Annotated in this window: 22 protein-coding genes; 16 read left to right on the forward strand and 6 right to left on the reverse strand. The window is 49.2% G+C overall.

Annotation, left to right across the window (positions count from 1 at the left end; all coding sequences use genetic code 11):
* The first annotated feature begins 105 nt into the window (after positions 1 to 105).
* The 10 genes from ACUZ8J_RS03190 to ACUZ8J_RS03235 all read left to right on the forward strand — a co-directional run bounded on the left by ACUZ8J_RS03190 (position 106) and on the right by ACUZ8J_RS03235 (position 11,240).
* Positions 106 to 1,623 (forward strand): arylsulfatase, encoded by a 1,518-nt coding sequence (locus tag ACUZ8J_RS03190; RefSeq protein WP_446693041.1) that lies wholly within the window; start codon positions 106 to 108, stop codon positions 1,621 to 1,623.
* A gap of 68 nt (positions 1,624 to 1,691) precedes the next feature.
* Positions 1,692 to 2,999 carry an anaerobic sulfatase maturase gene (locus ACUZ8J_RS03195; protein ID WP_446693042.1) on the forward strand — a complete coding sequence of 436 codons (1,308 nt, stop codon included), beginning with the start codon at positions 1,692 to 1,694 and terminating at the stop codon, positions 2,997 to 2,999.
* Positions 2,983 to 3,984, forward strand: a complete 1,002-nt coding sequence (locus ACUZ8J_RS03200; RefSeq protein WP_446693043.1) for an AAA family ATPase — start codon at positions 2,983 to 2,985, stop codon at positions 3,982 to 3,984. Before ACUZ8J_RS03195 ends, ACUZ8J_RS03200 begins: the two co-directional genes overlap by 17 nt.
* A 5-nt stretch (positions 3,985 to 3,989) precedes the next feature.
* Positions 3,990 to 4,985 carry a DUF58 domain-containing protein gene (locus tag ACUZ8J_RS03205; RefSeq protein ID WP_446693044.1) on the forward strand — a complete coding sequence of 332 codons (996 nt, stop codon included), beginning with the start codon at positions 3,990 to 3,992 and terminating at the stop codon, positions 4,983 to 4,985.
* On the forward strand, positions 4,982 to 5,500 hold the full coding sequence (locus tag ACUZ8J_RS03210) for a DUF4381 domain-containing protein (RefSeq protein ID WP_446693045.1): 519 nt from the start codon (positions 4,982 to 4,984) through the stop codon (positions 5,498 to 5,500). The genes ACUZ8J_RS03205 and ACUZ8J_RS03210 overlap by 4 nt, the downstream gene beginning before the upstream one ends.
* Positions 5,487 to 6,494: a VWA domain-containing protein gene (locus ACUZ8J_RS03215; protein WP_011624118.1), complete on the forward strand. Its 1,008-nt coding sequence runs from the start codon at positions 5,487 to 5,489 to the stop codon at positions 6,492 to 6,494. Before ACUZ8J_RS03210 ends, ACUZ8J_RS03215 begins: the two co-directional genes overlap by 14 nt.
* Positions 6,487 to 8,208, forward strand: coding sequence for a VWA domain-containing protein (locus ACUZ8J_RS03220; protein ID WP_446693046.1), 1,722 nt, complete (start codon positions 6,487 to 6,489; stop codon positions 8,206 to 8,208). The genes ACUZ8J_RS03215 and ACUZ8J_RS03220 overlap by 8 nt, the downstream gene beginning before the upstream one ends.
* Positions 8,205 to 9,629 (forward strand): BatD family protein, encoded by a 1,425-nt coding sequence (locus ACUZ8J_RS03225; RefSeq protein ID WP_446693047.1) that lies wholly within the window; start codon positions 8,205 to 8,207, stop codon positions 9,627 to 9,629. Before ACUZ8J_RS03220 ends, ACUZ8J_RS03225 begins: the two co-directional genes overlap by 4 nt.
* 34 nt (positions 9,630 to 9,663) lie before the next feature.
* Positions 9,664 to 10,647: an HAD family hydrolase gene (locus ACUZ8J_RS03230; RefSeq protein WP_279770250.1), complete on the forward strand. Its 984-nt coding sequence runs from the start codon at positions 9,664 to 9,666 to the stop codon at positions 10,645 to 10,647.
* A 188-nt stretch (positions 10,648 to 10,835) separates the two neighbouring features.
* A complete protein-coding gene (locus ACUZ8J_RS03235) occupies positions 10,836 to 11,240 on the forward strand; it encodes a carboxymuconolactone decarboxylase family protein (protein ID WP_089066927.1) in 405 nt (134 codons plus the stop codon).
* A gap of 204 nt (positions 11,241 to 11,444) precedes the next feature.
* On the opposite strand, the gene ACUZ8J_RS03240 is transcribed toward ACUZ8J_RS03235, so the two are convergent.
* Together ACUZ8J_RS03240 and ACUZ8J_RS03245 are read right to left on the reverse strand one after the other, a co-directional pair.
* Positions 11,445 to 11,978 carry a hypothetical protein gene (locus ACUZ8J_RS03240; RefSeq protein WP_446693048.1) on the reverse strand — a complete coding sequence of 178 codons (534 nt, stop codon included), beginning with the start codon at positions 11,976 to 11,978 and terminating at the stop codon, positions 11,445 to 11,447.
* A gap of 155 nt (positions 11,979 to 12,133) precedes the next feature.
* On the reverse strand, positions 12,134 to 12,385 hold the full coding sequence (locus ACUZ8J_RS03245; protein WP_007650566.1) for a DUF2999 family protein: 252 nt from the start codon (positions 12,383 to 12,385) through the stop codon (positions 12,134 to 12,136).
* A 368-nt stretch (positions 12,386 to 12,753) separates the two neighbouring features.
* Between ACUZ8J_RS03245 and katG the strand changes: the two genes are divergently transcribed.
* From katG to ACUZ8J_RS03275, 6 genes are all read left to right on the forward strand, one after another.
* Entirely contained in the window at positions 12,754 to 14,973 is a 2,220-nt protein-coding gene (gene katG / locus ACUZ8J_RS03250; protein WP_086904760.1) for a catalase/peroxidase HPI, read from the forward strand.
* Between the two features lie 205 nt (positions 14,974 to 15,178).
* Positions 15,179 to 15,919, forward strand: coding sequence for an arginine N-succinyltransferase (locus tag ACUZ8J_RS03255; RefSeq protein ID WP_446693049.1), 741 nt, complete (start codon positions 15,179 to 15,181; stop codon positions 15,917 to 15,919).
* Between the two features lie 96 nt (positions 15,920 to 16,015).
* Positions 16,016 to 17,506 carry an ATP-binding cassette domain-containing protein gene (locus ACUZ8J_RS03260; protein WP_446693050.1) on the forward strand — a complete coding sequence of 497 codons (1,491 nt, stop codon included), beginning with the start codon at positions 16,016 to 16,018 and terminating at the stop codon, positions 17,504 to 17,506.
* Positions 17,507 to 17,682: 176 nt separating this feature from the next.
* Entirely contained in the window at positions 17,683 to 17,979 is a 297-nt protein-coding gene (locus ACUZ8J_RS03265) for a DUF134 domain-containing protein (RefSeq protein ID WP_109286212.1), read from the forward strand.
* The gene (locus ACUZ8J_RS03270) at positions 17,976 to 18,479 is read left to right on the forward strand and encodes a NifB/NifX family molybdenum-iron cluster-binding protein (RefSeq protein WP_446693051.1); all 504 of its coding nucleotides are present in this window, start codon (positions 17,976 to 17,978) and stop codon (positions 18,477 to 18,479) included. The genes ACUZ8J_RS03265 and ACUZ8J_RS03270 overlap by 4 nt, the downstream gene beginning before the upstream one ends.
* A gap of 586 nt (positions 18,480 to 19,065) precedes the next feature.
* Complete coding sequence (locus ACUZ8J_RS03275; RefSeq protein ID WP_243578441.1) at positions 19,066 to 20,007, forward strand: NYN domain-containing protein; 942 nt, start codon at positions 19,066 to 19,068, stop codon at positions 20,005 to 20,007.
* Positions 20,008 to 20,278: 271 nt separating this feature from the next.
* Here ACUZ8J_RS03275 and ACUZ8J_RS03280 read toward each other — a convergent pair whose 3' ends face one another.
* The 4 genes from ACUZ8J_RS03280 to ACUZ8J_RS03295 form a co-directional block, all read right to left on the reverse strand.
* Complete coding sequence (locus ACUZ8J_RS03280; RefSeq protein WP_446693052.1) at positions 20,279 to 21,256, reverse strand: transposase; 978 nt, start codon at positions 21,254 to 21,256, stop codon at positions 20,279 to 20,281.
* A 205-nt stretch (positions 21,257 to 21,461) separates the two neighbouring features.
* Complete coding sequence (locus ACUZ8J_RS03285) at positions 21,462 to 21,809, reverse strand: thioredoxin family protein (protein ID WP_446693053.1); 348 nt, start codon at positions 21,807 to 21,809, stop codon at positions 21,462 to 21,464.
* Between the two features lie 185 nt (positions 21,810 to 21,994).
* Complete coding sequence (locus tag ACUZ8J_RS03290; protein WP_446693054.1) at positions 21,995 to 22,582, reverse strand: excalibur calcium-binding domain-containing protein; 588 nt, start codon at positions 22,580 to 22,582, stop codon at positions 21,995 to 21,997.
* A gap of 73 nt (positions 22,583 to 22,655) precedes the next feature.
* Positions 22,656 to 24,647 carry a diguanylate cyclase domain-containing protein gene (locus ACUZ8J_RS03295; protein ID WP_446693055.1) on the reverse strand — a complete coding sequence of 664 codons (1,992 nt, stop codon included), beginning with the start codon at positions 24,645 to 24,647 and terminating at the stop codon, positions 22,656 to 22,658.
* Between the last annotated feature and the right edge of the window lie 22 nt (positions 24,648 to 24,669).

Raw genomic sequence — 24,669 nt, forward strand, 5'->3', positions numbered from 1 at the left:
AAGCATTTTGGTGATTGTTTCTTGTACAAATTGGGTCTAGCCTGAGTGGGATGTTTATTTTTTGTGAGAGATGAGATAACCCCCCACCGTAAAAATGGAGTCTTTATGAGTACAGGAAAAAAACCGCGCTCAAATAAGTTTGTGCTAAATGCCTGCACACTTGCCTTGGGCGCCGCGTCAGTGACAGCCTATGCTGCAGATAAACCAAATATTCTGGTAATTTTTGGTGATGATGTGGGTTACTGGAACTTAAGTACCTACAACAATGGAATGTTGGCATATAGCACGCCCAATATTGACAGTATTGCCGCAGAAGGAACCAAGTTTACTAACTTTTATGCTCAGCAGAGTTCTACCGCGGGTCGTAGTGCCTTTATTACTGGCCAGATGCCTAAGCGTACAGGTCTATCTAAAGTCGGTATGCCAGGCGCCCCCGAAGGGATTAGCGAAAAAGATCCCACGATTGCCACTATGTTAAAAAATTTAGGTTATGCAACGGGTCAATTTGGTAAAAACCACTTAGGCGACCGCGACGAGCATTTACCGACTAACCATGGTTTCGACGAATTCTTTGGTAACTTGTACCACCTCAATGCCGAAGAAGAGCCTGAAAACGTCGATTATCCTAAAGATCCTGCCTTCCGTAAGAAGTTTGGCCCACGTGGCGTCATCCATTCCTATGCCGATGGCAAAATCGAAGATACAGGTCCATTGACCCGTAAGCGTATGGAAACCGTCGATGGTGAGTTCCTCGATGCGGCTGAAACCTTTATCGAGAAGCAAGTTAAGGCGGACAAACCCTTCTTCACTTGGTTTAACACCACGCGTATGCACAACTATACCCACGTGCCTGACTCCTATGCCGGTAAAACCGGTGCCGGATTCTATGCCGATGGTATGAAGCAGCACGACGATGAGGTGGGTAAGTTACTGAAGAAGATCAAAGATCTGGGTATTGATGATAACACTATCATCATCTACACCTCGGATAACGGTCCAATGGTCGACATGTGGCCTGATGCGGGTATGACGCCCTTCCGCAGTGAGAAAAACACCGGCTGGGAAGGTGCATTCCGTGTGCCTGGCATGATCAAATGGCCTGGACACATTAAGCCTGGAACCACTAAAAACGGTATGGTCTCTTTGGAAGACTTTTTCCCAACCTTAGTCGCCGCAGCAGGCGGTGAAGGAGTTGAGAAAGAATTACTCAAGGGTAAAAAGGTCGGTAAACAAACCTACAAAGTGCACCTCGATGGTTACAACCAACTGCCTTACTTCACCGATAAGACCCAAGAGTCGGCTCGTAAAGAGTTCGTCTACTGGAGTGACGACGGTGACTTATTGGCATTGCGTTACAACCAATTTAAGTTCCACTTCATGATCCAAGAACATGAAACGGGCTTTGCGGTTTGGCAATATCCATTCACTAAGCTGCGTGTACCTTTGATTTTCGACCTCAGTGTCGATCCATTCGAGAAGGGTGACAAAGGTATGGGCTACAACACTTGGATGTACGAACGTGCATTCTTGTTAGGCCCTGCCATGGCTAAGGTCGGTGAAGTCATGGAAAGCTTTAAAGAGTTCCCACCGCGGATGGAAGCTGGTACGTTTGTTCCTAGATAAACAAGCTGTTTTTTAAATAGAAATTGGCTGACGTTCATGTGAACGTCAGCCAATACAAGGAAGTCTGCATGGCGAAAACTTCAATGCGAGCATCAACGATACTCGATGTTGTACCGTTAAAATCAGCTGCAAAAGCACTTGGAGAGCATCCCGATTACCAACGTCGTTTCCACGTGATGGCAAAACCCGGTGGGGCGAAATGTAACATCGATTGCCAATATTGTTTTTATCTGCACAAAGAAGGCTTATTGCATCAACCTAAGCAACCAGAGATGGATGATGCGACCCTCGAAGCCTTTGTTAAAGGTTATATCGAAAGCCAAGATGGCGACGAAATCGTATTCTCATGGCAGGGTGGCGAGCCGACCCTGTTAGGCGTGGACTACTATCGCAAGGTAGTTCAGCTACAGAAAAAATATCAGCCCGTGGGCGTTAACATTGAAAACGATCTGCAAACCAACGGCATTCTATTAAACGATGAGTGGTGCCAGTTTCTTGCCGAACATAATTTCCTCGTGGGTTTATCCATCGACGGTCCCGAAGAACTCCATAACAAATATCGTGTGACCCGCAGTGGCAAGCCAACCTTTCATTTAGTGATGGCCGCGGTCGAAAAGCTCAAACAATACAAGGTGCGTTTTAACGCCTTAGTGACGGTTAACCGCCACAACGTAAAGTACCCGCTCGAAGTTTATCGCTTTGTCACCAAAGAGTTGGGCGCGACCTATATCCAGTTCAATCCTGTGGTCGAACCTAGCGATTTTAAAACCACGGCGCCACAGTTTTGGAACAGCAGCATGGTCCCCACGGTTGGCAGCGAGCTGGCAAAGCCTGGGCATCCTATGTCGGTGGTGACGGATTGGTCAGTCGATGCCGATGACTGGGGCAAGTTCCTTATCGTTACCTTTGAAGAGTGGATCAACAACGATCTTGGCCGAGTACTGGTTAACCTGTTTGAGACGGCGGTCGCCCAAGTGATGGGCAAACCGGCGCAGCTTTGTATTACCGCTGAGTTTTGCGGTAAGGGCTTAGCCATTGAGCATAATGGCGATGTCTTTAGCTGTGACCATTATGTTTACCCCGAATATAAGATTGCCAATGTGCGCGAGCGTCCTTTAAATGAAATGGCGTTCTCAACCCGGCAATTAACCTTTGGTATGGCGAAGCGCGACTCGTTACCCCAATACTGTAAAGACTGCCCTTATCTCAAACTCTGTTGGGGCGAATGCCCTAAAAATCGCCTGCTGAAAACCCCAGATGGGGAAGAAGGGCTTAATTATCTGTGTCCAGGGATTAAAGCATTTTTCGATTATTCGTTGCCAATTCTGACGGGATTGGCCGTATTGCTAGGACAACCACATGGAACCAATGGCTAACACACAAACGCGTGCCCACGGGGATATTCTCGCCTTAATTGAACAGGTTGAATCTCAAGTCGTAGGGCAACGCACAGTGATCCGCAGTCTGATTTTGGGCTTACTGTGTAGCGGCCATGTGCTGCTCGAAGGTTTGCCCGGAACGGCAAAAACCCGCTCGGTTAAAGCCTTGGCAAATGCCTTGGCGATTTCTTTTGGCCGGATCCAGTTTACGCCGGATCTCTTGCCCTCTGATGTGACGGGCACTGAGGTGCTTCACGAGGCTGAGGGTAAATCGACACTCAGGTTTCAACCGGGGCCTGTGTTTAACCAAATCGTGCTGGCCGATGAAATTAACCGTGCCCCGGCCAAGGTGCAGGCGGCGCTGTTAGAGGCCATGGCCGAAGGCACCATTACCGTGGCGGGGCAAACCCATGTGCTGCCCGAACTCTTTATGGTGCTGGCGACACAAAACCCTATCGAGCAGGAAGGCACCTATCCGCTGCCCGAAGCGCAGATGGATCGTTTTCTGATCAAAGCTTCGGTGGAATACCCCACAAAAGAAGCCGAGCGTGACATAGTGCGCCTCGTCCGCAGTGAGGAAAACGGCGTGTTTAGTGCCGAAAAACCGCAAACCATCACCATAGATCCCGCCAGTATTCTCAAGGCGCGGCAGCAAATTGCGGCCGTGACGCTATCGGATATGGTGGAGAACTATATTATCGATTTAGTGATGGCGACGCGCCAGCCCGAGCAATATCCCCAGTCCAAGTTAGCCAGCTGGCTGATGATTGGTGCCAGCCCACGGGCATCCATTGCGCTGGACAAATGTGCCCGCGCATTGGCTTGGCTAAATGGCCGCGATCATGTGCTGGTGGACGATGTGCGTGAGGTGACGATTTTAGTGTTGGGCCATAGGTTGAGCCTCTCCTACGAGGCATTAGCGGATGGAGTCAATCAGCGCGATCTGGTGCATGAACTGCTCGATGTGGTCAGTATTGGATAACGGCTATGGCGCTCGCATCTCTGGCCGCATCCGCTCGAACTCAGTCGTCCATGTCCGCTGCCGCTAAGCAACAGGACCCCCGTATCTATGCCAGTTTGCCGCAACTGGTGCGATTGCAGGGACAGACGACGCAAATCAAAATGCTTAGCCTGCGTTACTCTCGGGCGCACCTGTCTGGCCGTTATCAATCGCATCAACGGGGGCGTGGGCTGAACTTTGAGGAGCTTCGCCACTACCAACTGGGTGATGATATTCGTCAAATGGATTGGAAGGTCACCCAGCGCACGGGTAAGCCCCATGTGCGCAGTTACACCGAAGAGAAAGATCGCCAAGTGATCCTCTGCGTTGACCAACGTAGCTCCATGTATTTTGGTTCGGTGAGCCATATGAAATCCGTCGTGGCCGCCGAGATTGCCGCCTTAATGGGCTGGCTGGCGCTGGCCAATAATGACAGGGTTGGGCTGTTGATATCCGCGACTCAGCAGCTGCATTGGTGCTCGGCAAAGCGTGGTACGGCGCATTTTTTAATGGGATTAGATAGGCTTATCCAAGCCAATCATTCCTTGAGCGCGGCGAGCCGAGATAGCAAACGGGTAAGTTTCGCCCAGTGGATGCAAATCTTAAGTCAGCGCAGCCTCAAAGCCGCAACGCTAGTGATTGTCAGCGACTTTGCCGATGCCGATAACCAATCCCTCAAACAGTTAAAGTACCTGCAGCAGCATAATGATGTGCTGTGTATTTTTATCTCAGATCCGATGGAAACCCATGTGCCCGAGGATAGTGTTAGCAGCACTTGGGTGGTCGGTGATGGCCAATATCAGTTGGCATTACAGAAGGGGCTGCAAACGGCTGAGGTGAATAAGGCGCTGCAAAAACAATATCTTGAGAAACAAACCCAACTCAAAAATCTGATGGCAATGCAGCGTATGCCCTTTATTGAAATCGGCACACAAGGCGATCATCTGCTGCAACTGGCTCGTACCCTGAGTGATATCCAATGACGGCCGCTTTACTATTTGGCGCAACTCAGTCTCCTCCTAGCAGCTACATGCTGAGGGAGTTAAGAGACGTGGCTCAGCCCGATCCTGTGAGCTGGTGGCCACAGACTCTGGGCTGGCAAATATTGCTGCTGGCATTGCTGCTGTATCTGGGTTATCGCCTGTATCTTAAGGGGATTTTCTGGTGGCGAAACCGTTACCGCCAGGAGGCGATAACGGCCTTGTTGAGTCTGTCGGCGGAGGACCCGCATTGGCCGACGCAGATGATGAAGATTATTAAAATCGTGATGGTCTACTTAGAGCCGAAAAACGCCTCTCTCTACGGTGCTCCCTTGCTCGAGCAGATGGGGCGTTACCATACGAAGGCTCACCTCGCGAACGAGGAATCGTTTCAGCAGTGGCTAAAATGCCTTGAAGATCCTAATGCCGCTCGCCCCGACTTTAGCGCTGTGCGCCAAGGGCTAAGCCAGTGGTTAAGCGGGCATCAATTGCCGGAGGCTCGCCATGGATCAGCTTGAGTTTGCTTATCCTTGGGCGTTTATCCTGTTGCCGCTGCCCGTGCTGGTGTACTGGTTTGTGCCCGCGTACCGCAGCCGCGAAGACGCGATCAAAGTGCCGTTCTTTACCGAAATCCTTCGGGCATTGAACGAAACTCCCAAAGTTGCCGCTGGCCTGCTCAGCCCGAAACATTGGCAGCGGGGCATGCTGATCCTCTCTTGGCTGTTGATTGTCACCGCATTGGCTAAACCTAGCATCTTAGGTGAAGTGCAAACCCGCGAAGCCTTCGGGCGTGACGTCCTGATGTTGGTGGACTTGTCTGGCTCCATGGATGAGGCGGATTTTACCACCGCCGATGGCAGTACCTTAACCCGCTTAAACGCAGCGAAAAACGTCTTGAAAACATTTATCGCCAAACGCAGTGGCGATCGGTTTGGACTGATCTTGTTTGGGGATGCCGCCTTTATCCAAACGCCATTTACCGCCGATCAGCAGGTGTGGTTAAGCTTGCTAGAGGAGGCGCAAACGGGGATGGCGGGGCAGAGCACCCATCTTGGCGATGCGATTGGTCTTGGCATTAAAGTGTTCGAGCAAAATCCGCAGCCATCGGAGCAGCAGGTGATGATAGTGCTGACCGATGGTAACGATACTGGTAGCTTTGTCGAACCCGTGGATGCCGCCAAGATTGCGGCTGCCAGAGGCATCAAGATTTACATTATCGCCATGGGCGATCCCACCCATGTGGGCGAGCAGCCAATGGATATGGAGGTGGTCCAAAGGGTGTCGCAGCTCACTCAGGCGCGCGCCTTTATCGCTATCGACCAAGCGGAATTGGATAAGGCGTATCAGCTGATCGATAAGCTGGAACCGCAGCAATACAGCAGCGCCAGTTTCCGCCCGAAAATTACCCTGCATTACTATCTGATTGCCATTGTACTCGCCTTACACTTGTTGATTTTCAGTTGGATGACGCTGCGGCAAATGTTCAGCCGCACCGAGGTGGCCAATGAGTGATTGGCATTTAGAACTGCAAATGTTGGCGCAGTTTCATTTTATACGGCCACTCTGGTTATTGACCCTCATTCCACTCGCCATTGTGCTGATGCTGCGTTGGCGCCGGGATGATGTGCAGCAACGTCTGGTGTTTTTCCCCAACCATTTACGCAATGCGCTCACGCTGAATCAAGGCGGTTGGCGCAGTCAATTACCGTTGAAAATCTTAATGTTATTGCTGTTATTGGCAGTGATTATCTGTGCGGGACCGACCTGGGAGCGTGAAGCGTCGCCCTTCGGCGAGGACGATGCTGCGCTGATGGTGTTGCTCGACAGCAGCGAGAGCATGAAACAGCAGGACGTGGCGCCGGATAGACTCAGCCGCGCTAAACATAAGATCTTAGATTTAATCGCGGCGCGAAGCGGCGGTAAGACGGGGTTGATGGTGTTTGCGGGCAGCGCCCATGTGGCTATGCCCGTCACCAGCGATGCTAAGGTGCTGCAGCCTTACCTTGAGGCGATCAGCCCTGAGGTGATGCCGTTATCGGGCAAGGCGGCGCAAACTGCACTGAGTCAGCTCGCTGAGCAATTACCCGCCAATGCGGGCAACAGTGTCTTACTGCTTACCGACGGCGTTGACCAACTCACTATCGATGCCTTTGAGCGGTATTTTACCGAGCAGTTTGAACATCCTCCCTATCAATTGTTGATCTTAGTGATTGGCGATCCCGATGTTCAATCGCAGGTGCCAGTGGATGTTGACTCCCTTGCCAACTTGGCCGATAGCACGGGCGGCAGTCTGTATCGCATGACAATCGATGATGCGGATATTGAGGCGCTTGAGCGCAAAATTGAGCGCTTTAGCATGCTCAATAATGATTCCAGCATGCCTTGGTTAGATGAGGGCTATTGGTTGCTCTGGCCCTTAGCCTTGCTCAGTTTGCTGTGGTTCCGCCGGGGCTGGTTGGTGAAGTGGAGCCTAGTGTTAGCGTTAACGCTACCGAGTATTGCGCCGCAACAGGCCTATGCCGAAATCACCGTTTCTAAGGCGGCCACCGAGACCCAAGTGACACAAGTCAGCTTTGCCGAGCGGAGTTGGCAATGGTGGTTGGATCTGTGGCTAACGCCGGATCAACAAGGCGCACTCTGGTTTAATAAGGGCGAATTTGCCAAGGCGGCTGCGGCTTACCATTCGGTGCTCAACAAGGGCATCGCCTACTACTATGGCGGCGAGTATAAGCTCGCCCATTCGGCCTTTATGCAGGTACAAACCGATCTTGGTGCCTATTACGCCGCCAGCGCATTAGCGCGGCAGCGGGAATATATCGCGGCGCGTAAGCTATTGAGGACGCTGGCGAAAAAACAGGATATAGCTCCCGAGCTCAAAGCCGATATCGAGCATAATCTTAAGGTTATCCAAGGGCTTATTGATGAAATCAATCAAGCGAGCGCCTCCCAAGCCAACAGTATGGGCGATCAGGAAACCTCTATCGAATTGCCGGACGATCAGCCGCAGACCGCCGAAGGCGCCGATGAACAAACCTCACAGGATAAAATGCAGTCGCAAAACCTGACAGCGGAGCAGATGTTAGGCGATCCTAAATTGGCCGAAGTCTGGCTTAAGCGAGTCGAGGCTAATCCCGAACAATTTTTGCGGGCGAAGTTTCAGCTGCAAAATCTGCAACCTAAGGGCGCACAGAGCACTGATAACGCCAAGGGAGGGTTGCAGCCATGAGTAATGCAAACAGTGCACTGAGCTTCGACAAAACGCTATCTGGCAGCAGAGTGCGAGTGCCGATAAAGCCAGTCATCGGCGGTGCGAGATTGATGGCCATAAGAGTCATCGCTTTGATGTTCATCACTTTGATACTGAATGGTTTGTTGCTCGCAACCCATGCGCAGGCGGGCGATGCCCTACCAACCGAGCCCGCCACCGCGGTCAAAGTGAAGGCGTGGTTGGGTGAAAAACCGGATGGAAGTCCCGATGGAACTGAAAAGCTATGGGCGCCGACGGAGCAGATATTGTTGCAGATTGAGGTGTCGACCAACCGCTGGTTTACCTCGGGCACTCAGATAAAGGGCATTGAAATCCCCAATGTGTTAGTGAAGCAACGCAATACCTTTGCCGTTAACTATACCGAGCAGGAAGACGGCCAGACTTGGTCGCGGCAGCGCTGGGAAATTGCCCTCTATCCACAAACCAGTGGTGACTTTAGCGTGCCAGAAGCTACAGTCATCACTCAGGTGGCTGGCGTCAATGGCGACAAACAAGCTGTCACGCTCACAACCCCTGCGATGGGATTTCGGGTGGCTCTGCCCAGTGCCGAGCTTGCCAGCACAAAGGCTTGGTTTGCGGCATCGGACGTCAAAGTGCAGCAGGAGTGGAGCCCAAATGAGGCTGAGGTGCTCAAGGTGGGGGATAGCCTAGTGCGCACCATTCATATTGAGGCCAATGATTCCCTATCTGTGTTGCTGCCCAATCTTATGCCAGCGCAAGCTTCTTCCGATTGGAAGCTGTATCCCACTTCGCCCGAGCTGGTGGATAAACAAAGCCGTGAAGGTTATGTGTCGAGCCGAATCGATAGCCAAACCTATGTGCTGCAACATGGTGGCGATGTGAGCTGGCCCGAGTATCGACTCTGGTGGTGGAACACCCAAAGCGGCCAGTTAGAGCAGATAGTGTTGGAAGGGAAGACTGTTAAGGTCAAGCATACCCTGAGTTCTTGGTTGAAGTACCACGCATGGACACTGTTCACCCTGCTGTTAAGCGCGGCGATATTGGGGTTATTGATACGCTGGGGGAAAGTGTATTACCAAACCCATCCTATTCCTGTGTGGTTAGTGTTTTACCGCGCCCTGCGCCGCGGTGAGTGGCAAACCTGTCGAGCACTCTTGTACCGACGCTTGCGTCGGCGCAAACAATTACTGTCGATGACAGCGGCATCCACTGAGCCCGATTGGCAAGCTGCTGCCCTGAGGTTACAAACCCATTCGACTCATCGGGCGGATTTTATCTACCTCTGGAAGCGCATTAAGCGAGTCCGAATGGGGTTGGCTTTACCTAAGGCGCTGGTCGCATTAGAGACGCAACCCTTACTAACCGAAAAAGTAGCCGCTGGAAAAGTGTTATCCGAACCCAAAGCCTCTGAGTCATAGAGGGACATTACAGATAGTAATAAGGAGATACCCTGTGAGAATCATACGACTATACCGCAATTGGATGTTGTTACTCGTTAGTATGTTGCTGGTGGGGCAAGCTTACGCGGCCCAGAGTGACCCTTTGGCATCTTGGAACGATGGTAAGGCCAAGGCGGCCATTACACAGTTTGTGCAGCAAGTGACGGATAAGAACTCCCAATATTTTGTGCCAGAAGCCGAGCGGATCGCGACCTTCGACAACGACGGCACCCTATGGTCAGAACAGCCCATGTACTTTCAGGTGTTGTTTGCCCTCGACCGCCTCAAAACCCTGGCTCCAAGCCATCCCGAATGGAAAACCGAGGAACCCTTCGCCAGCGTGCTTAAGGGCGATGTGAGCAAGCTGCATACCGAAGACTTAGTGAAAGTGATTTATGCGACCCATTCCGGCATGAGCACCGATGAGTTCGATGCCATAGTGAAGGATTGGATTGCCACGGCTAAGCACCCCACCACAGGGAAAAAGTACACCGAAATGGTGTTCCAGCCTATGTTAGAGCTGCTGGATTACCTACGTGCTAATGGCTTTAAGACCTTTATCGTCTCCGGCGGCGGCACGGGTTTTATGCGGGCTTGGGTGGAAGGCGTTTACCATATTCCCCCAGAGCAAGTGGTGGGCAGTACCTTTGAGACCGAGTTCAGCTTAGTTGACGGTAAGCCGACATTAAAACGCATGCCCAATTTCCTAGTGAACGACGATAAAGAAATGAAAGTGCAGGAAATATATGAACGTATAGGCCGCAGACCCATAGCCGCTTTTGGTAATTCGGATGGCGACTTGGCCATGTTGCAATGGACCGCGGCGGGTGACGGCCTACGCTTACCTATGTACATTCACCATACCGATGATAAGCGTGAGTGGAAATATGATCGCGACTCCCATATCGGTCAGTTAAACAAAGGCTTAGATGAGGCAACGGCCAAAGGCTGGCCCATGGTCGATATGAAAGCCGATTGGAAGCGTATTTATCCCTAAGGCTTCAGATTGGCAGATGAGCTTTTAAGATCATCGTTTGAAAACAGTTCGTCGTGAATGGGTTTATCCAATCGGGATAAACCCATTGTTATTTTTGCGCCCTAGCATCCACCTAAGGAGTATGGCGCGAGCAAGCTATCTTCCCTAGAGTAGGCTAACTGAGATTGGATAACACAGGGATTGAATAAATGAATGATGAACAATACGAGAAGGGGCTGGAAGTGCGCCGCGCCGTGATGGGCGATAGTTTTGTCGATAAGGCCTTGAGCAGTGCCACGGATTTTACGCGTCCATTACAGGAGTTGGTGACGGCGAACTGCTGGGGCGAGGTTTGGGTGCGTGAGGGGCTTTCTCGGCAAACTCGCAGTCTTGTGACCATAGCGACGCTTGCCGCGTTAAAGGCATCGACCGAATTAAAAGGCCATGTGCGCGGCGCGTTGCGTAATGGTTGCACTGTGGAAGAAATCCAAGAAGTGCTTTTACATTCAACCATGTATTGCGGCATGCCATCGGGCATTGAGGCTTTTAGGGCGGCAAAAGAAGTGATTGAAGAGTGGCAGGCTGAGCAGGCAAAAGTGTCGGGGCAGTCTTAATGTTTGCCCCCTGTGGCATGTATCCTTGAGTCATCGGGTGTCGAACCATCAACTGATGTGCGCGTACTTAGGATATTGCCAGAACGAGGGGATGTTATTCGCTCGATGTTCGATGTTCGATGTTCGATGTTCGATGTTCAATGTTCAATAAGTGTGGCCTGAGTTTTTGCCTGTAGCTGCGGCTTACACTCAGGCCAAGGCTTGTTAGAGTTGCGGATCCGCCGATTGACTCTCGACTTGGCCGATAACCGTGATGTCACTTAAACTCGAGAGTGTGCCCCACTGCTGAATGGTCATCATGCCAGTGATTTCCTGCGCGGTGAAACTCAAGCGCAGCCCGTCTTTGCGGTAATCCTGCGGCAGATTTTTAGGCAATATTTTTTGGCCGTTGTCGGCGATAATGCCCCAGAATCCACCTTCTAAATTCATATACCTCACAGTGCCTTGCAGCATTACGCCTTCTCCTTGGGGTGAAATACTTGGCTTGATAAAACCTTTATCAGTCGACGTGTGAAGCTGCGGAGTGTCGCGCTTATCCACAGTGACCGTTTTTCCCTCGCTCGTCTCTTTTTGGGGCGTGTCAGTTTGAGCTGCGCTTGTTTGTGCGGTGTCCGTTTGGGCAGAGCTTTGTGCGGCGGTTTTGTCCACATTGGATGGATTTTGCGCCTGAGTCTGCTCTTGGCAACCCAACAACAATACGGGCAATAGTAGTGCTAATAGGGGAGTATGTGGGCGCATCTTGCTTCCTTGTTGTCACTGATGTCACAACACTCTAGCAAATATTATTCGCGAGGGGGGATAAGGTTTTTATATCTTTATGTAACAGCGTGGAACAGGAGATAAAGGTAAAGCGAACGTCGCTTTACCTTTTTAAGCCATGGGCTGGAGCAGCATTACTTTTGTAGCTGTGCCTTGGCGGCTTCAACCTTAGCGAAATCAAGACCTAACTCGAGTACGGCTTCTTTGATTAACGCCGGATTTTGCATTACCAACGCCATCAGTTGCTGCAGTTTTTCGGGTGGGATCCCAAGCTGACCAATAATGCCCATCGCCATGAGAGGATTATCGGTTAATGCTTGAAAAAGCTCGTTAATTTTTGCATCAGTGACATTGTGTTCTTTTAAGATGGCAATAATGGGATTCATTGCAATACCTTGTCGAAGTTAACAGAAAACGGCGGCCATTTTATCACAGTTACGCCTAAGTGGTGGTACGGCCGTGAAGTAACGGCTTAATCGCTGTTTACTCCGATACCGCATGGATTGCCGTAAGTCGGAATTTTGATAATCCTTTCATAAATTAACAATCGTTAATCTATTTTGGCGATTCCAATCATCGATTTTAATCATTTCATATAGTTAGCTCGCATCACTACACTTTCTGGCATCGATTGTGGTGACGGTTTCATGCATTACCCGAGAATTACACAACGAGACATGGGGTTGAGCAGCAAACAAACGACACACATCTGTGCAGGCAGATATGTCCTTACTAGAAGAAATAGGTAATCATCATGAAGAAAACTACTATTCCTACCTTGTCAGCGCTGACCTTAGCGATGTCGTTGGCATTTGGTGGGGCTGCTATCGCACAAGAGCAAGTCACGGGCAATCAATTTTGGTGGCCTGAACAGCTAAATTTAAGCCCACTACGTCAAAATGCAGTTGAATCAAATCCTTATGGTAGCGACTACCACTACGCCGAAGCTTTTAAATCCTTAGATCTCGACGCCGTTAAAAAAGACATCAAAGCCCTGATGACTGAGTCTCAGGATTGGTGGCCAGCGGACTACGGTCATTATGGTCCTTTCTTTATTCGTATGGCGTGGCACAGCGCGGGTGTTTATCGGATTTTTGATGGTCGTGGTGGTGCCGCCGGTGGTCAGCAACGTTTCGAGCCATTAAACAGCTGGCCAGATAACGTGAACTTAGATAAGGCGCGTCGTCTGCTGTGGCCTATCAAACAAAAATACGGCAGCAAGATTTCGTGGGGCGACTTAATGGTGCTCACGGGTAACGTGGCGCTGGAGTCTATGGGCTTTAAAACCTTTGGTTTCGCTGGTGGTCGTGTCGACGACTGGGAAGCGGAACAGGTGAACTGGGGTTCAGAAAAAGCCTGGCTCGATAGCAAGCGCCGTAACGAAAAAGGCGAATTGGCTAAGCCGATGGGCGCGACCCAAATGGGCTTAATTTACGTTAACCCAGAAGGCCCTAATGGTGTGCCAGATCCATTAGCCTCGGCGAAGGAAATTCGTGACACCTTTGGCCGTATGGCGATGAATGATGAAGAAACCGTTGCGTTGATCGCGGGTGGCCACACCTTTGGCAAGGCGCATGGCGCGCATGACCCCTCTAAATGTGTCGGTGCCGATCCCGCCGCCTCTGGTGTTGAGGCACAAGGTTTAGGCTGGAAAAACAAATGCGGCAAAGGCCACTCGGAAGACACTGTTACCAGTGGTTTAGAAGGGGCTTGGTCATCTAACCCAACCAAATGGACCATGGAATACTTAACTTGGCTGTATACCTTTGATTGGGTACAAACCAAGAGTCCAGCAGGCCATATTCAGTGGATTCCTGCCGACGGTAAGGCGGCTAATCTGATCCCCGATGCGCATATAGCGGATAAGCGCCATGCGCCTATGATGTTTACCAGTGATATCGCGCTGAAGGAAGATCCTATTTACCGCGAGATCACGACCCGTTTCCTTAAAAATCCACAGGAGTTTGAGCTGGCCTTCGCTAAGGCATGGTTTAAGTTAACTCACCGCGATATGGGACCCAAGGCAAGATACTTAGGCGCCGATGTACCAGCGGAAATGTTGATTTGGCAGGATCCAATACCTGCCCTAGATCACCCTGTAATCGATAACGCCGATATCAAAGCCTTAGGTAACAAAATCTTGGCTTCTGGCTTAACGGTTCCCGAATTGGTGAGAACGGCATGGGCTTCGGCCAGCAGTTTCCGGGGTACCGATATGCGTGGTGGTGCAAACGGCGCGCGTATTCGTTTAGAGCCCATGATGAATTGGCAGGCGAACAATCCTAAAGAGTTAGCTAAGGTGCTGGCTAAATTGGAAAAAGTCCAAAAAGACTTCAACGGTTCACTGAAAGGTGGCAAGAAGGTTTCGCTGGCCGATGTGATTGTGCTTGGTGGTAGCGTGGCGGTTGAGAAGGCTGCGAAAGAGGCGGGTGTGACTGTCTCTGTGCCATTCACTCCAGGACGTATGGATGCGACTCAGGCACAAACCGATGTGTCATCCTTCGCGGTTCTTGAGCCAACTGCCGATGGTTTCCGTAACTACTACTCCAAGGACAGCAGCCATTCTCCCGCCGAGATGCTGATTGAACGTGCGAACATGCTTAATCTGACTGTGCCGGAAATGACCGTGCTGGTTGGTGGTCTGCGTGCCTTAGATGCCAACAGCGCTGGCGTGAAACATGGGGTGTTTACCGATAAACCTGGCACCTTAAGCAATGACTTCTTCGTTAACTTGCTCGATATGTCGACCAAGTGGAGCAAGTCAGAGAAGCAAGAAGGTATCTACGAAGGGCAAGATCGTAAGAGTGGTAAACTGAAATGGACCGCGACTCCCGTCGATTTAGTCTTCGGTTCGCACTCTGAATTGCGCGCCGTGTCTGAAGTGTACGGCGCCCAAGATGGACAAGACAGATTCGTGCAGGACTTTATCAAAGCCTGGAATAAGGTGATGAACGCCGATCGCTTCGATATCTAAGCGACATAGACTCAGGGTTTTATCACCCGTGAGTTCAACTATCATAAGTCCATCCGTGCCCTGTGCATGGGTGGACTTTTCTCTTTCTATCCTCACTTAACTTGAATTGAGTTTTCGCTTAAGACCTCGCTTGTTGGCCTTAGACGTTTCCTTATGCCGCTTAGCCAAGTAGTATCGGGGGAAATCTCTTTGCAGCGAAACGAATATGCTCTCAACATCTCGCCTCCATTTAGCAAGGCCGCAGCGCCGCTCACGTAAGCCCTTTAATATGGGGCTGCGGCAACAGGGTTTTACCGGTGTTCAAGTCTTGTTGATGATACTGGTGACCATAGTGCTCACCGTGGGGATTACCTTTTTTGTGGTTCGCAGTTATATCTTCCCTAAGCCGTTGACGCCTGTGAGTTTATCAACCAAAGAAGAGGCAAAGCTTGAGGATAAACTGAGTCAGTTAGGTTGGCAGCCAGAGCGCAAGGCCTCAACTCATACCAAGGATTCGGCTCAGTCGTCCTCGAGTGACGATTTACAACCCGAGCCCTACCGCGAGCGGCCTGAAGATAGGCTAGTGAGTTTTAGCGAGCGCGAAGTCAATGCCATCATTGGCCGTAATCCCGACTTTGCGCAGCGTATTGCCATTGATTTTTCAGATAATTTAGCCAGTGCCAAAATCCTAGTGCCGATCCCTCGGGATTTTCCTGTGATGGCGGGGGAGATTTTACGGGTCAACGCCGGACTCGATATCCATCTCGATGCTAATCGCCGCCCGAGTGTGTCTTTGGTGGGCGTTAGCTTGATGGGCGTGCCTATTCCTAACGCTTGGCTAGGCAATATGAAGAATGTCAATCTTGTCAGTGAGTTCGGCGACAGAGGCTTTTGGAATGCCTTTGCCGACGGCGTCGAAGATATTCAAATTCGCGAGGGCGAGTTGTATATCAAATTACGCCCTTGATCCCTGTTTGTATCTGCCCTTTGCATAAAGTCGAAGGGACAAAAACGATAACAGCTTGTTAGACTTGGATAAAAATCACCCCAAAGGACGTACTCAATGCAGCATCACACCACAGACTCTCAGGCGATAGCCGTTAAGGGATTACGCTACGGCCGCGGTAATGAACTGTTAGTGGTTGAAGATTGGCAGCTAATGCCTGCGCAGCATTGGGCGATTTTTGCGACCGACAGTTATAGCGGTTCACTGCTTGGGCGAATATTAGCGGGGGATATTGAGCCCGATGCGGGGCAAATTACGGGGTTGCCCGCGCGAATTGGCTGGGTGTCTCTCGGTTTGCAACAGGCGCTGCTGGAGCGGGAATTAGAAAAGGACGAACTCGATTACGGCTCGACGGTCGAGTCATTGGTGCAGGAATGCTGCCTAAACGATGAACACTTGGCGGCCATTTTACAGAAAGTCGAATTAACCCATTTAAAGCATCGTGGATTTCGGCAGTTATCGACCGGTGAAACCCGGCGGGTGATGTTAGCGCGGGCGCTGGCAACGGAGCCCAACTTGCTGATTTTAGATGACCCTTATGCAGGGCTGGATATCGAGCATCAGCTTAGCCTGTCGCAGTTACTGGTGGAGGTTGCCGAACATACGCAGCTGCTAATCATTACCTCACGCCAAGAAGAATTACCGCCCTGTATTAGCCATGTGGCGCTGTTTAATAGCGATATGCTCAAATCGGGTCAGCATGTGCATCAACTAAGCGCGCCCATGTCGATTGAGCAGTGGCATACACATCCTGTGATGGCGCAGCTTAATGCGCTTTCGGCCAGCCGCAGCGCCGAACTCTTGGCATTGATGGCGCGTCAACGCCACAATGCCGAGGCGTTTGACCCGATAGTCGACATTAAAAACGGCAAGGTCGAATATGTGAGCGGCTTGATTTTTAAAGGGGTGAATTGGCGGATTAGTGCTGGCCAGCATTGGCAAGTACGAGGGCCCAATGGTTGTGGCAAGAGTACTCTGCTCGGACTGATTTTGGGCGACCATCCCCAGTGTTACAGCAATGACATTACCCTCTTTGGCCGACCGCGTGGCAGCGGCGAGAGTATTTGGCAGATTAAACAACGGATTGGCATAGTGTCGTCGGCATTGCATTTACAGTATCGCGTCAGTTGTTCGGCGCTCGATGTCTTGCTGTCTGGCTTTTATGATTCCATCGGCTTGTATCACAAGCCCACTAAACCCCAATTGGATCTGGCCAAGGAATGGTTGGCTATTTTGCACATGAGTGAGTTTGCTAGCACGGGCTTTAAAAAACTGGATTACGGTCAACAGCGGCTATTGCTCATAGGCAGGGCCTTGATTAAACAGCCGTTATTATTGATTTTGGATGAGCCATATCAAGGGCTCGACTTTATCAATCGCACCTTAGTGATGCGGGCTTTGGATATGATTGCCGAGCACCATCTTAGCCAATTGTTGTATGTCTCCCACCATAGGGAAGATGCCTTGCCCGCCATCAAAAACTTTGTCGATTTTATCAAGCAGGATGAAGGTTATTCGGTAGAGGTGAGTTACGCTACTGATTTATAAACGCTTTCATCTATCGAACTAAAACTTATCATTTCTATAAACAAAACTGTGATGACTCCCTCGGTTTAGATGCTCTAAATGACAATAATAGTTTTTGGCGTATGCCAGAAACTATTTGAGGTGAACAGAATATTATTTTCTGTGCACCGACATTTGCCCCTGAGGTGCAATCACAGATGCCAAGACCCAAAAAGTGCCGCCAATTATCGAGCTGTGTGCCCTGTAGCTTATTTAAACCCAATGGCATACCTGCGGCTAACTTACCCCAGATCCTTTTAGCTGCTGATGAGTTTGAAGCCTTAGAGCTTGGTGATGTCCAGCGTTTGAGTCAGCTTGAGGCTGCCGCGCAAATGGGGATCTCACGGCAAACTTTTGGTTATTTACTCGCTAGTGCCCGTAAAAAAGTGGCAACAGCTGTCACTCAAGGGTTGGTACTGAAGTTACCTGTTTCAAACGAAAAGGACCCAATATGATTATCGCCCTTCCTATTAGTCGTGGACGGCTTGCCAGCCATTTTACTAAGGCGCAGCAAGTGAGCTTTTACGATGAGAATCATCAGCTTTTACTCTCTATCCCTAATCCCGCCCTTGGTGGTCATTGCCAAGATAAAAAGGCCTTGTTAGATGCCATTCGCGCCCAAAACACCAGCATTGTGGTGGTGCAACATATTGGGGAGCGTATGTTAGGTAAATTGCTCGATGCAGGGATTAGTGTGGGTCGAGGGGATAATCAACTCTCAATAGCGGCTCTGCTTGCCCAGAGTCAGGATCTGAACTTGCGTCTAACTGCTGCATCACAGGGGCGTGCATCCCTTAAACATTTAGCCAAGGGCGGATGCTGTGGTGCTAAAGGAAGTTGTGGCTGCGGTGGTAAGGCAAAGACAACTCAAACCTTGTTGAGCCTGACTCAAGCGCAGCCAAGCTTAACCTTAAGTAAGCCCATTCAATACAGTGGTTTTAGATTATCAAAATAGTCATGGCGTAATAGTAGGAGAGGAATAAAGTCTCATACTAAACAATCAATTACCCCTGCGAGTACCGCTTTATATTAAACATGACCAAAAATAAAGATTCATACTAATTGCTACAACTCAGTCCGAATCGAGCTACAACCGAGTTTTAAAGTATCATACCCGTTGTAGCTCACTTCGAGACAAAACCAGCTAAGAGTAATAACTAAAATTAGAAGATGCGGATGACTTTTAGTATTGAAAAGTCGCTTGATTGGATATCCAGCCTTATTGGTACTGATCTGTCTGGTGACAAACACTCTAAATAAAGTTGCAAAAAGGTCAGCGGTTCGCTACCATCTAAATACAACTTACCCTTCTTCCACGCGCGGCGACATACAGACCCCTGGAGCTGGGCGAAAAAACCGACCTTTGAGTCGGTTTTTTCAATTTTAAGCTATTGATTTCATTTGTTGCGTACCGATTGCGACTCTTGTATACTCGCCTTACAACTTACCCTTCTTCCACGCGTGGCGACATACAGACCCCTGGAGCTGGGCGAAAAAACCGACCTTTGAGTCGGTTTTTTCAATTGAGGGCAAAAATAAACGTGAAAACAAGAATATATATCGACGGTTATAACCTCTACTTTGGGTGTCTCAAAGGTACCCCTCACAAATGGCTAGACCCAATTTCTTTATCAGAACGACTGTTAGCACGCTCTGGGGAACGAGGTTCTATCCTAGATGAGAAGATTGGAGTTAAATTCTTCACAGCTGAGATATCCGAAAAAGCGGCATCTGACAACACTTCTCTCAACGACCAGCGTGCCTATCACCTAGCTCTGCATATCCACTGCGCATCACGCCTTGAAATTATCAAGGGTAGCTATGCAATTGATAAGACAAAGTTTCCTTGCGTCGAACAAGACGATAATGGAAATGAAAAACAACCTAGGGACTCACAGCGCGTAAAGATCTGGAAGCTAGAAGAGAAGCAAAGTGATGTGAATGTCGCGATTGAAGCGGTTTATGACGCAATCACTGAACCGGATCTAAAACAGGTTGTATTCGTAACCAATGATACCGATATAGCACCGGCACTAAGTAAAATACGCACGTACAATAAGTTACAGATTCGAGATGAAGTGAAAATAGGTCTTATCGTACCAATCAAAAGCAACGATGATTCCAGACGAGCGAATAAAAGCTTGAGTGCACTTGCTGATTGGACAATTCATCATATTACAGATGAAGAACTTGCTGCATCTCAACTACCTTGCAGGCTACCAGCGAAGAAAAAATCGGCCTTTAAGCCTAGTGGCTGGTTCAAATACCCAGATAGAGTACAAGAGATACTGGAAATTCTTAGTGACAAACACGTCGCTAAGAGCATTCCTGCTGCTTGGAACTGGCTAAGCAAGCCTCTACAACAGGTCGAAGGTCTGCCCAATTTGGAAAATCTACCTTGCAACTGCATGGACGACGAGGTAGCCCTTGAAACCATTCGTCAGCATGCTATTGCCTACGCGAAATTTAAAGAGCCACTCTAACACTGAGCACCTATCCTACTAAGCTTGGTTTTTCAATAAATAAATCGAGCCACCCATTTTAAATCAATAACATAATGCACTTTCCGTTTACCTACAACTTGTAAAGTTAATATTGTTCAAAAAAGAACCATTAAAAGTCACAGGGATAGCATCTGAGGTAATAAATTGAGCTAATTCCTTCAAAAATAGTGTATTTCAGACGAGGTAAGTCATCCCATAGTGCTTGGGAAGTTTTAGGCAATGATTGCTGTCGAAGGGATATAAGCAGTTGTCAGTTACTGTAAAAGTGCTGGCAGCTTGCGACAAAGTGCCGTCGTCGCTTTTCTAAGTGTTCGCAGTAATGAGTCAGTTCTTGTAATGTGCCTACTGGACCATGAAATAGCTTGCCAAACTCGGTAGTCAATTTGAGCCAATTGTCATGGGGGATATTTAATCTGGTCAGTAACTTACCACTATTTTCACTGATGCTTCCACGTTTATCATTGCGAATAATTCGGCCTGTATCTTCCACCAATTGAAGGTAATCGGTTAAGGAAAACGCAATGCCATTGGGTTGGTTGTCACACTCGTTACCAATAAACGGTAATAGATTACTAGGCTGCTCACCTTTTAATGCCGCCCGAATACGTAGCTGAATACTGGTATGGTCGGATTGTTCTGGTGTCTCAGCGAGTTGCGCTCTAATGGGATTCAAATCAACATAGGCCATACAGGCTAACACGGCGGCTTCATCGAGTAGGGCTTGGGATTTAAACCGCCCTTCCCAGAACCTGCCAGTGCAGTTATCTTCTTGATTTGCTTGCCTTGCAATCGGTTCGTTGAGGCAGCGCATAAACCAGCTAATGTCGCATAATCGACTGCGATAAAGAGCGATTGAGTGCTTTAATCTGCTCACCTCATGGGCTTCAACTAACTCACCTTTCACGAATTTTTGCGTTAATTCATTGCCTTTAAACAACTTATGCCACTGCTCTAGTACTTCACGGTCAGTCCAACGATTGACCGTCTCGATGTCGACTCGCAGCACCACATGCAGATGATTGGACATCACCGCAAACGCTGCCACATCAATAGCAAAAACTGCTTCAAGTTCAAACAGTAGCGATTCTACCCAACCACGGCGATGGTCACAGTTTTTACCCGAGTAACTATCATCACCACATAAAAATGCTCGCCGAACCACGCGGCTACAGCAATGGTAATAGGGTGTGTCTTCAAGGCTTATCTGGGTTCTGCGAGGGCGCGGCATACAAACCTCCATGTTTAATGCTTAACCAAAGCATAGTCGGAGGTTAGCTACCTCGCCTATTAAGGTTGGGTGTCCATGTTTTGTTTTTTTAAGGCTGGGTGTCCATGTTTTATTGATGTTTTATTGGGGCACAAAGTTTTAGAAAAGGCAGTACACCGATGTGATCGCTGCCTTTTCAGTATGACTCTTTATTACTTGGTGACAGTTATTCTGCATTCAGTAATTCATAGGGGCGAGCAATCGCCTCTTTGAGATCGCCAAGGGAAAACACCTTCGAGAAACGCCCAAAGGTTTTGCCATAAAACACGGTTTCGACTACTGGCAAACTAAAGACCTGGTAGCTGGCGGCAATCTCGCTTTGGGCCTCACAATCGATATATGCCAGCGCCATTTGGGGAAACTCCCTCGCCAACAAATCCGCAATCTGAGGCTTAAGGGCCTGACACACACCACAGCTTGGTGCGCCAAAGAGGAGTAATACCGCTGGAAATTGCTTTAGTACGGCATCCAGTTGCTCTGGCGTTTCTATGGTATGGATTTGGGCGTTAGGCATGGCGCGTCCTGTGGAATGCGGCTCAAATAAACTGGGTAAGATAACTATCGTTCCAAGGTTACTACACAACCCAAGCTAAATGTACTTAGTTCAGATTGGTAAAGCATAAGCGTCGCTTGGTCGTTCGCTAGAATATCGCGTATTAGCGTCGTTTGAGTTCGATTCAAAATTGAATGGTGTAACATTTAAAACAAAGACTTACTACACCACTGGCGCTCGCAGGGGATGCCGTCACCATCGCCATCCATTTGGGTATTTGGGCAATGATTGATGTAAAACGTTGCTTCGGCGCAGGAACTCATATGGCTGCAATGGGTTTTACCAGCTTCGCAGCGAAACTGAGCCTGAGGTGCTGACTGAGGCTGAGTTTGAGGCTCATACAGGGGCGTTGTCTCAATCTCTGCGTTATTAGGCACCTGAGCAATCTCGAACTCGGTATATTTCTTAAAACCAAATATTCCAATGCCAAAGATTAATAACAGCGGTAGCAGCGTATTTGAGAGGGAGCGACTCGGGGGATTCGCATTGCGTCGTGGGTTTTTACTTGTGTTCGCTAACACGGCGACGCCTTCGATAGAGGCCTTGATGGCCTTCACTTTGCCATCGTTTTGTATTTCGGTTCGATACAAAATACTATCGCCGACTTGGGGTTTTCTAGCCATGTGCTTAAGAACAGTGATATGGATAAAAACGTCTTTACCCTTTGAATCTTCTGGTTGAATAAACCCGAATCCTTTCTCATCGTTCCAACGAACTAAAATGCCTCTTTCCATGAGTTTGCTCTAAGTGCTTAATTTATGTTCTTTATATGTGGGATTGACCTTAAGGTCAATGGCGTTAATCGGATTATGACTGGGATGGCTGCATCAACTTGTTGGCTTTTTTGACCGCGTACATGGCTTGATCCGCATAGTTGATCAGGGTCTTAGCATCGGTGCCGTGGCAGGGGAAAATTGCCGAGCCAATGCTCACTCCGATGCGCAACTTGTGTTCATGGATAATATAAGGCGCGGTGACCGCTTGAGTGATTTTTTGAGTCAACACGGGCACGCTTTCTTCGTTGGGTAAGTGTTCCAGCAAAATCACAAATTCATCCCCGCCGAGGCGGGTAATAGTATCGATTTGTCGAATGTTGCCCGTGAGTCGTTTTGCGACTTCCTGCAATAACTTATCGCCGACATCGTGGCCAAATTCATCGTTGACCGGTTTGAAGTTGTCCAAATCGAGAAACAAAATGGCAAAGATCCCGTCTGAACGCTGCGCATGGACGATCGCTTGCTCTAGTTTGGTATGGAATAGCACCCGATTGGGAAGGTTGGTGAGGGCATCATGGTGAGCTATGTGGCGTAAATGTTCTTCTTCGGCTTTACGCTCAGAAATATCGGTGATGACAATCACGAAGTGAGTTAGTCGGTTATCTTGATTACGCACAGTGTTTATCCGCACGCTAAGGGGCAGATAACCCGAGGCGGTTTCTTTAATCAGCTCACCTTGCCATTGCTCTCCCTGTTGGAGCAGATTGAGCATGGCTTGATAGGCATCTTCGCTCGGATGCCCAGTATTGATAAAGCGTGAGGCGTCTTGATGTAAATCCTGATCGGTTAAGCCAGTGATATCGGTAAAAGCTTGATTTATAGAGATAATGCTCAGTAGGGGATCGGTAATGATAATGCCGTCTGTGCTGGCATTAAACACGGTTGCGGCGAGCCGCAGTTTATCTTCTGCCTGCTTGCTGCTGGTTAAATCCATAAAGTAGGCGACCCCTTCATGGGTGCTACTATTTAAAAAGCTCGCGCCTAGCATCACGGATACATATTCGCCCGTTTTACTAATGAGTTGTTTTTCATACTGATTGCAATGGCCTAATTCGATGAGTTCGGCGATGGCGATTTGATCTCTGGCCTCAAACTCTGGTGGTGTGAGCGAGCGCCAATTGACTCGGCCTGAGGCGAGATCCTCACGGTCAAATCCCAACATTTTGAGAAAGTGATCGTTAGCATCGTGTATGGTGCCATCGAGCTGCCATGAAATAATGCCTATGGTGTCGGAGTCTTTCAGGCTATTAAATCGTGACTCACTGATAAGTAGGAGTTTTTCTGATTTGGCAATGTTGCGGATAATCTGCCTACTGGCCAACACGCCAATGCTGATAAACAACAGCAACACGCTTAGGCTGATTAACCAAGTGATTCGTTTCACCCAGCGGGCGCCTTCACTGAGTACGGCGGAGAATTCAATCTCTAAACTGAGTAACTCTTCGCTCAGTTTGATGATTTGTTCTCGATATTGACTAAGGTCTGCCGCGTTGCCCCCTGACAGGTTGATTTCTTGGTGCATCGCGCTGGCGAGAGACATCATGGTACTGAATTTATCGTCGGCGAGGCCCCAAATCTTGACGGCCTGCTGCATATAGTGGGTACGGTTAAAATGGCGGAAAAACCAGATTAAGGACTCTGTATCCCTGTCGTCATTTAATCCCTGGATAAAGCCTTCCTTTGCTTTACGCTGATTAATCGGTGAGGAGAGTAGGGCCTCGCGAGCTTGTTTGTCGCCCTGCATAACGGCGGTTGCCGCCAAGTAGCGTTGATAATCTACTTCATTTTTATTGTAGGAATATTGGATCAGATAAAAAGTGGCATCCTTTTGCGCCTTCGCCCACAGTCCTTCACCTCTAACATAGGTACGAACGCCATCGAAAATATTGCCCTGAACATAGACGAGGGCAACCTGCACGACACAGATAGTGATAAACATGCCAATAATCAACAGTACCTTAGCGACGGTTGAACCGGACTGTTGCTGCAATATGTTGATGAATTGCCTTAATTTACTACCCATCCTTCCTCCCTAACGCCATGGG

The organism is Shewanella sp. Koi 1 (genome assembly GCF_052907445.1).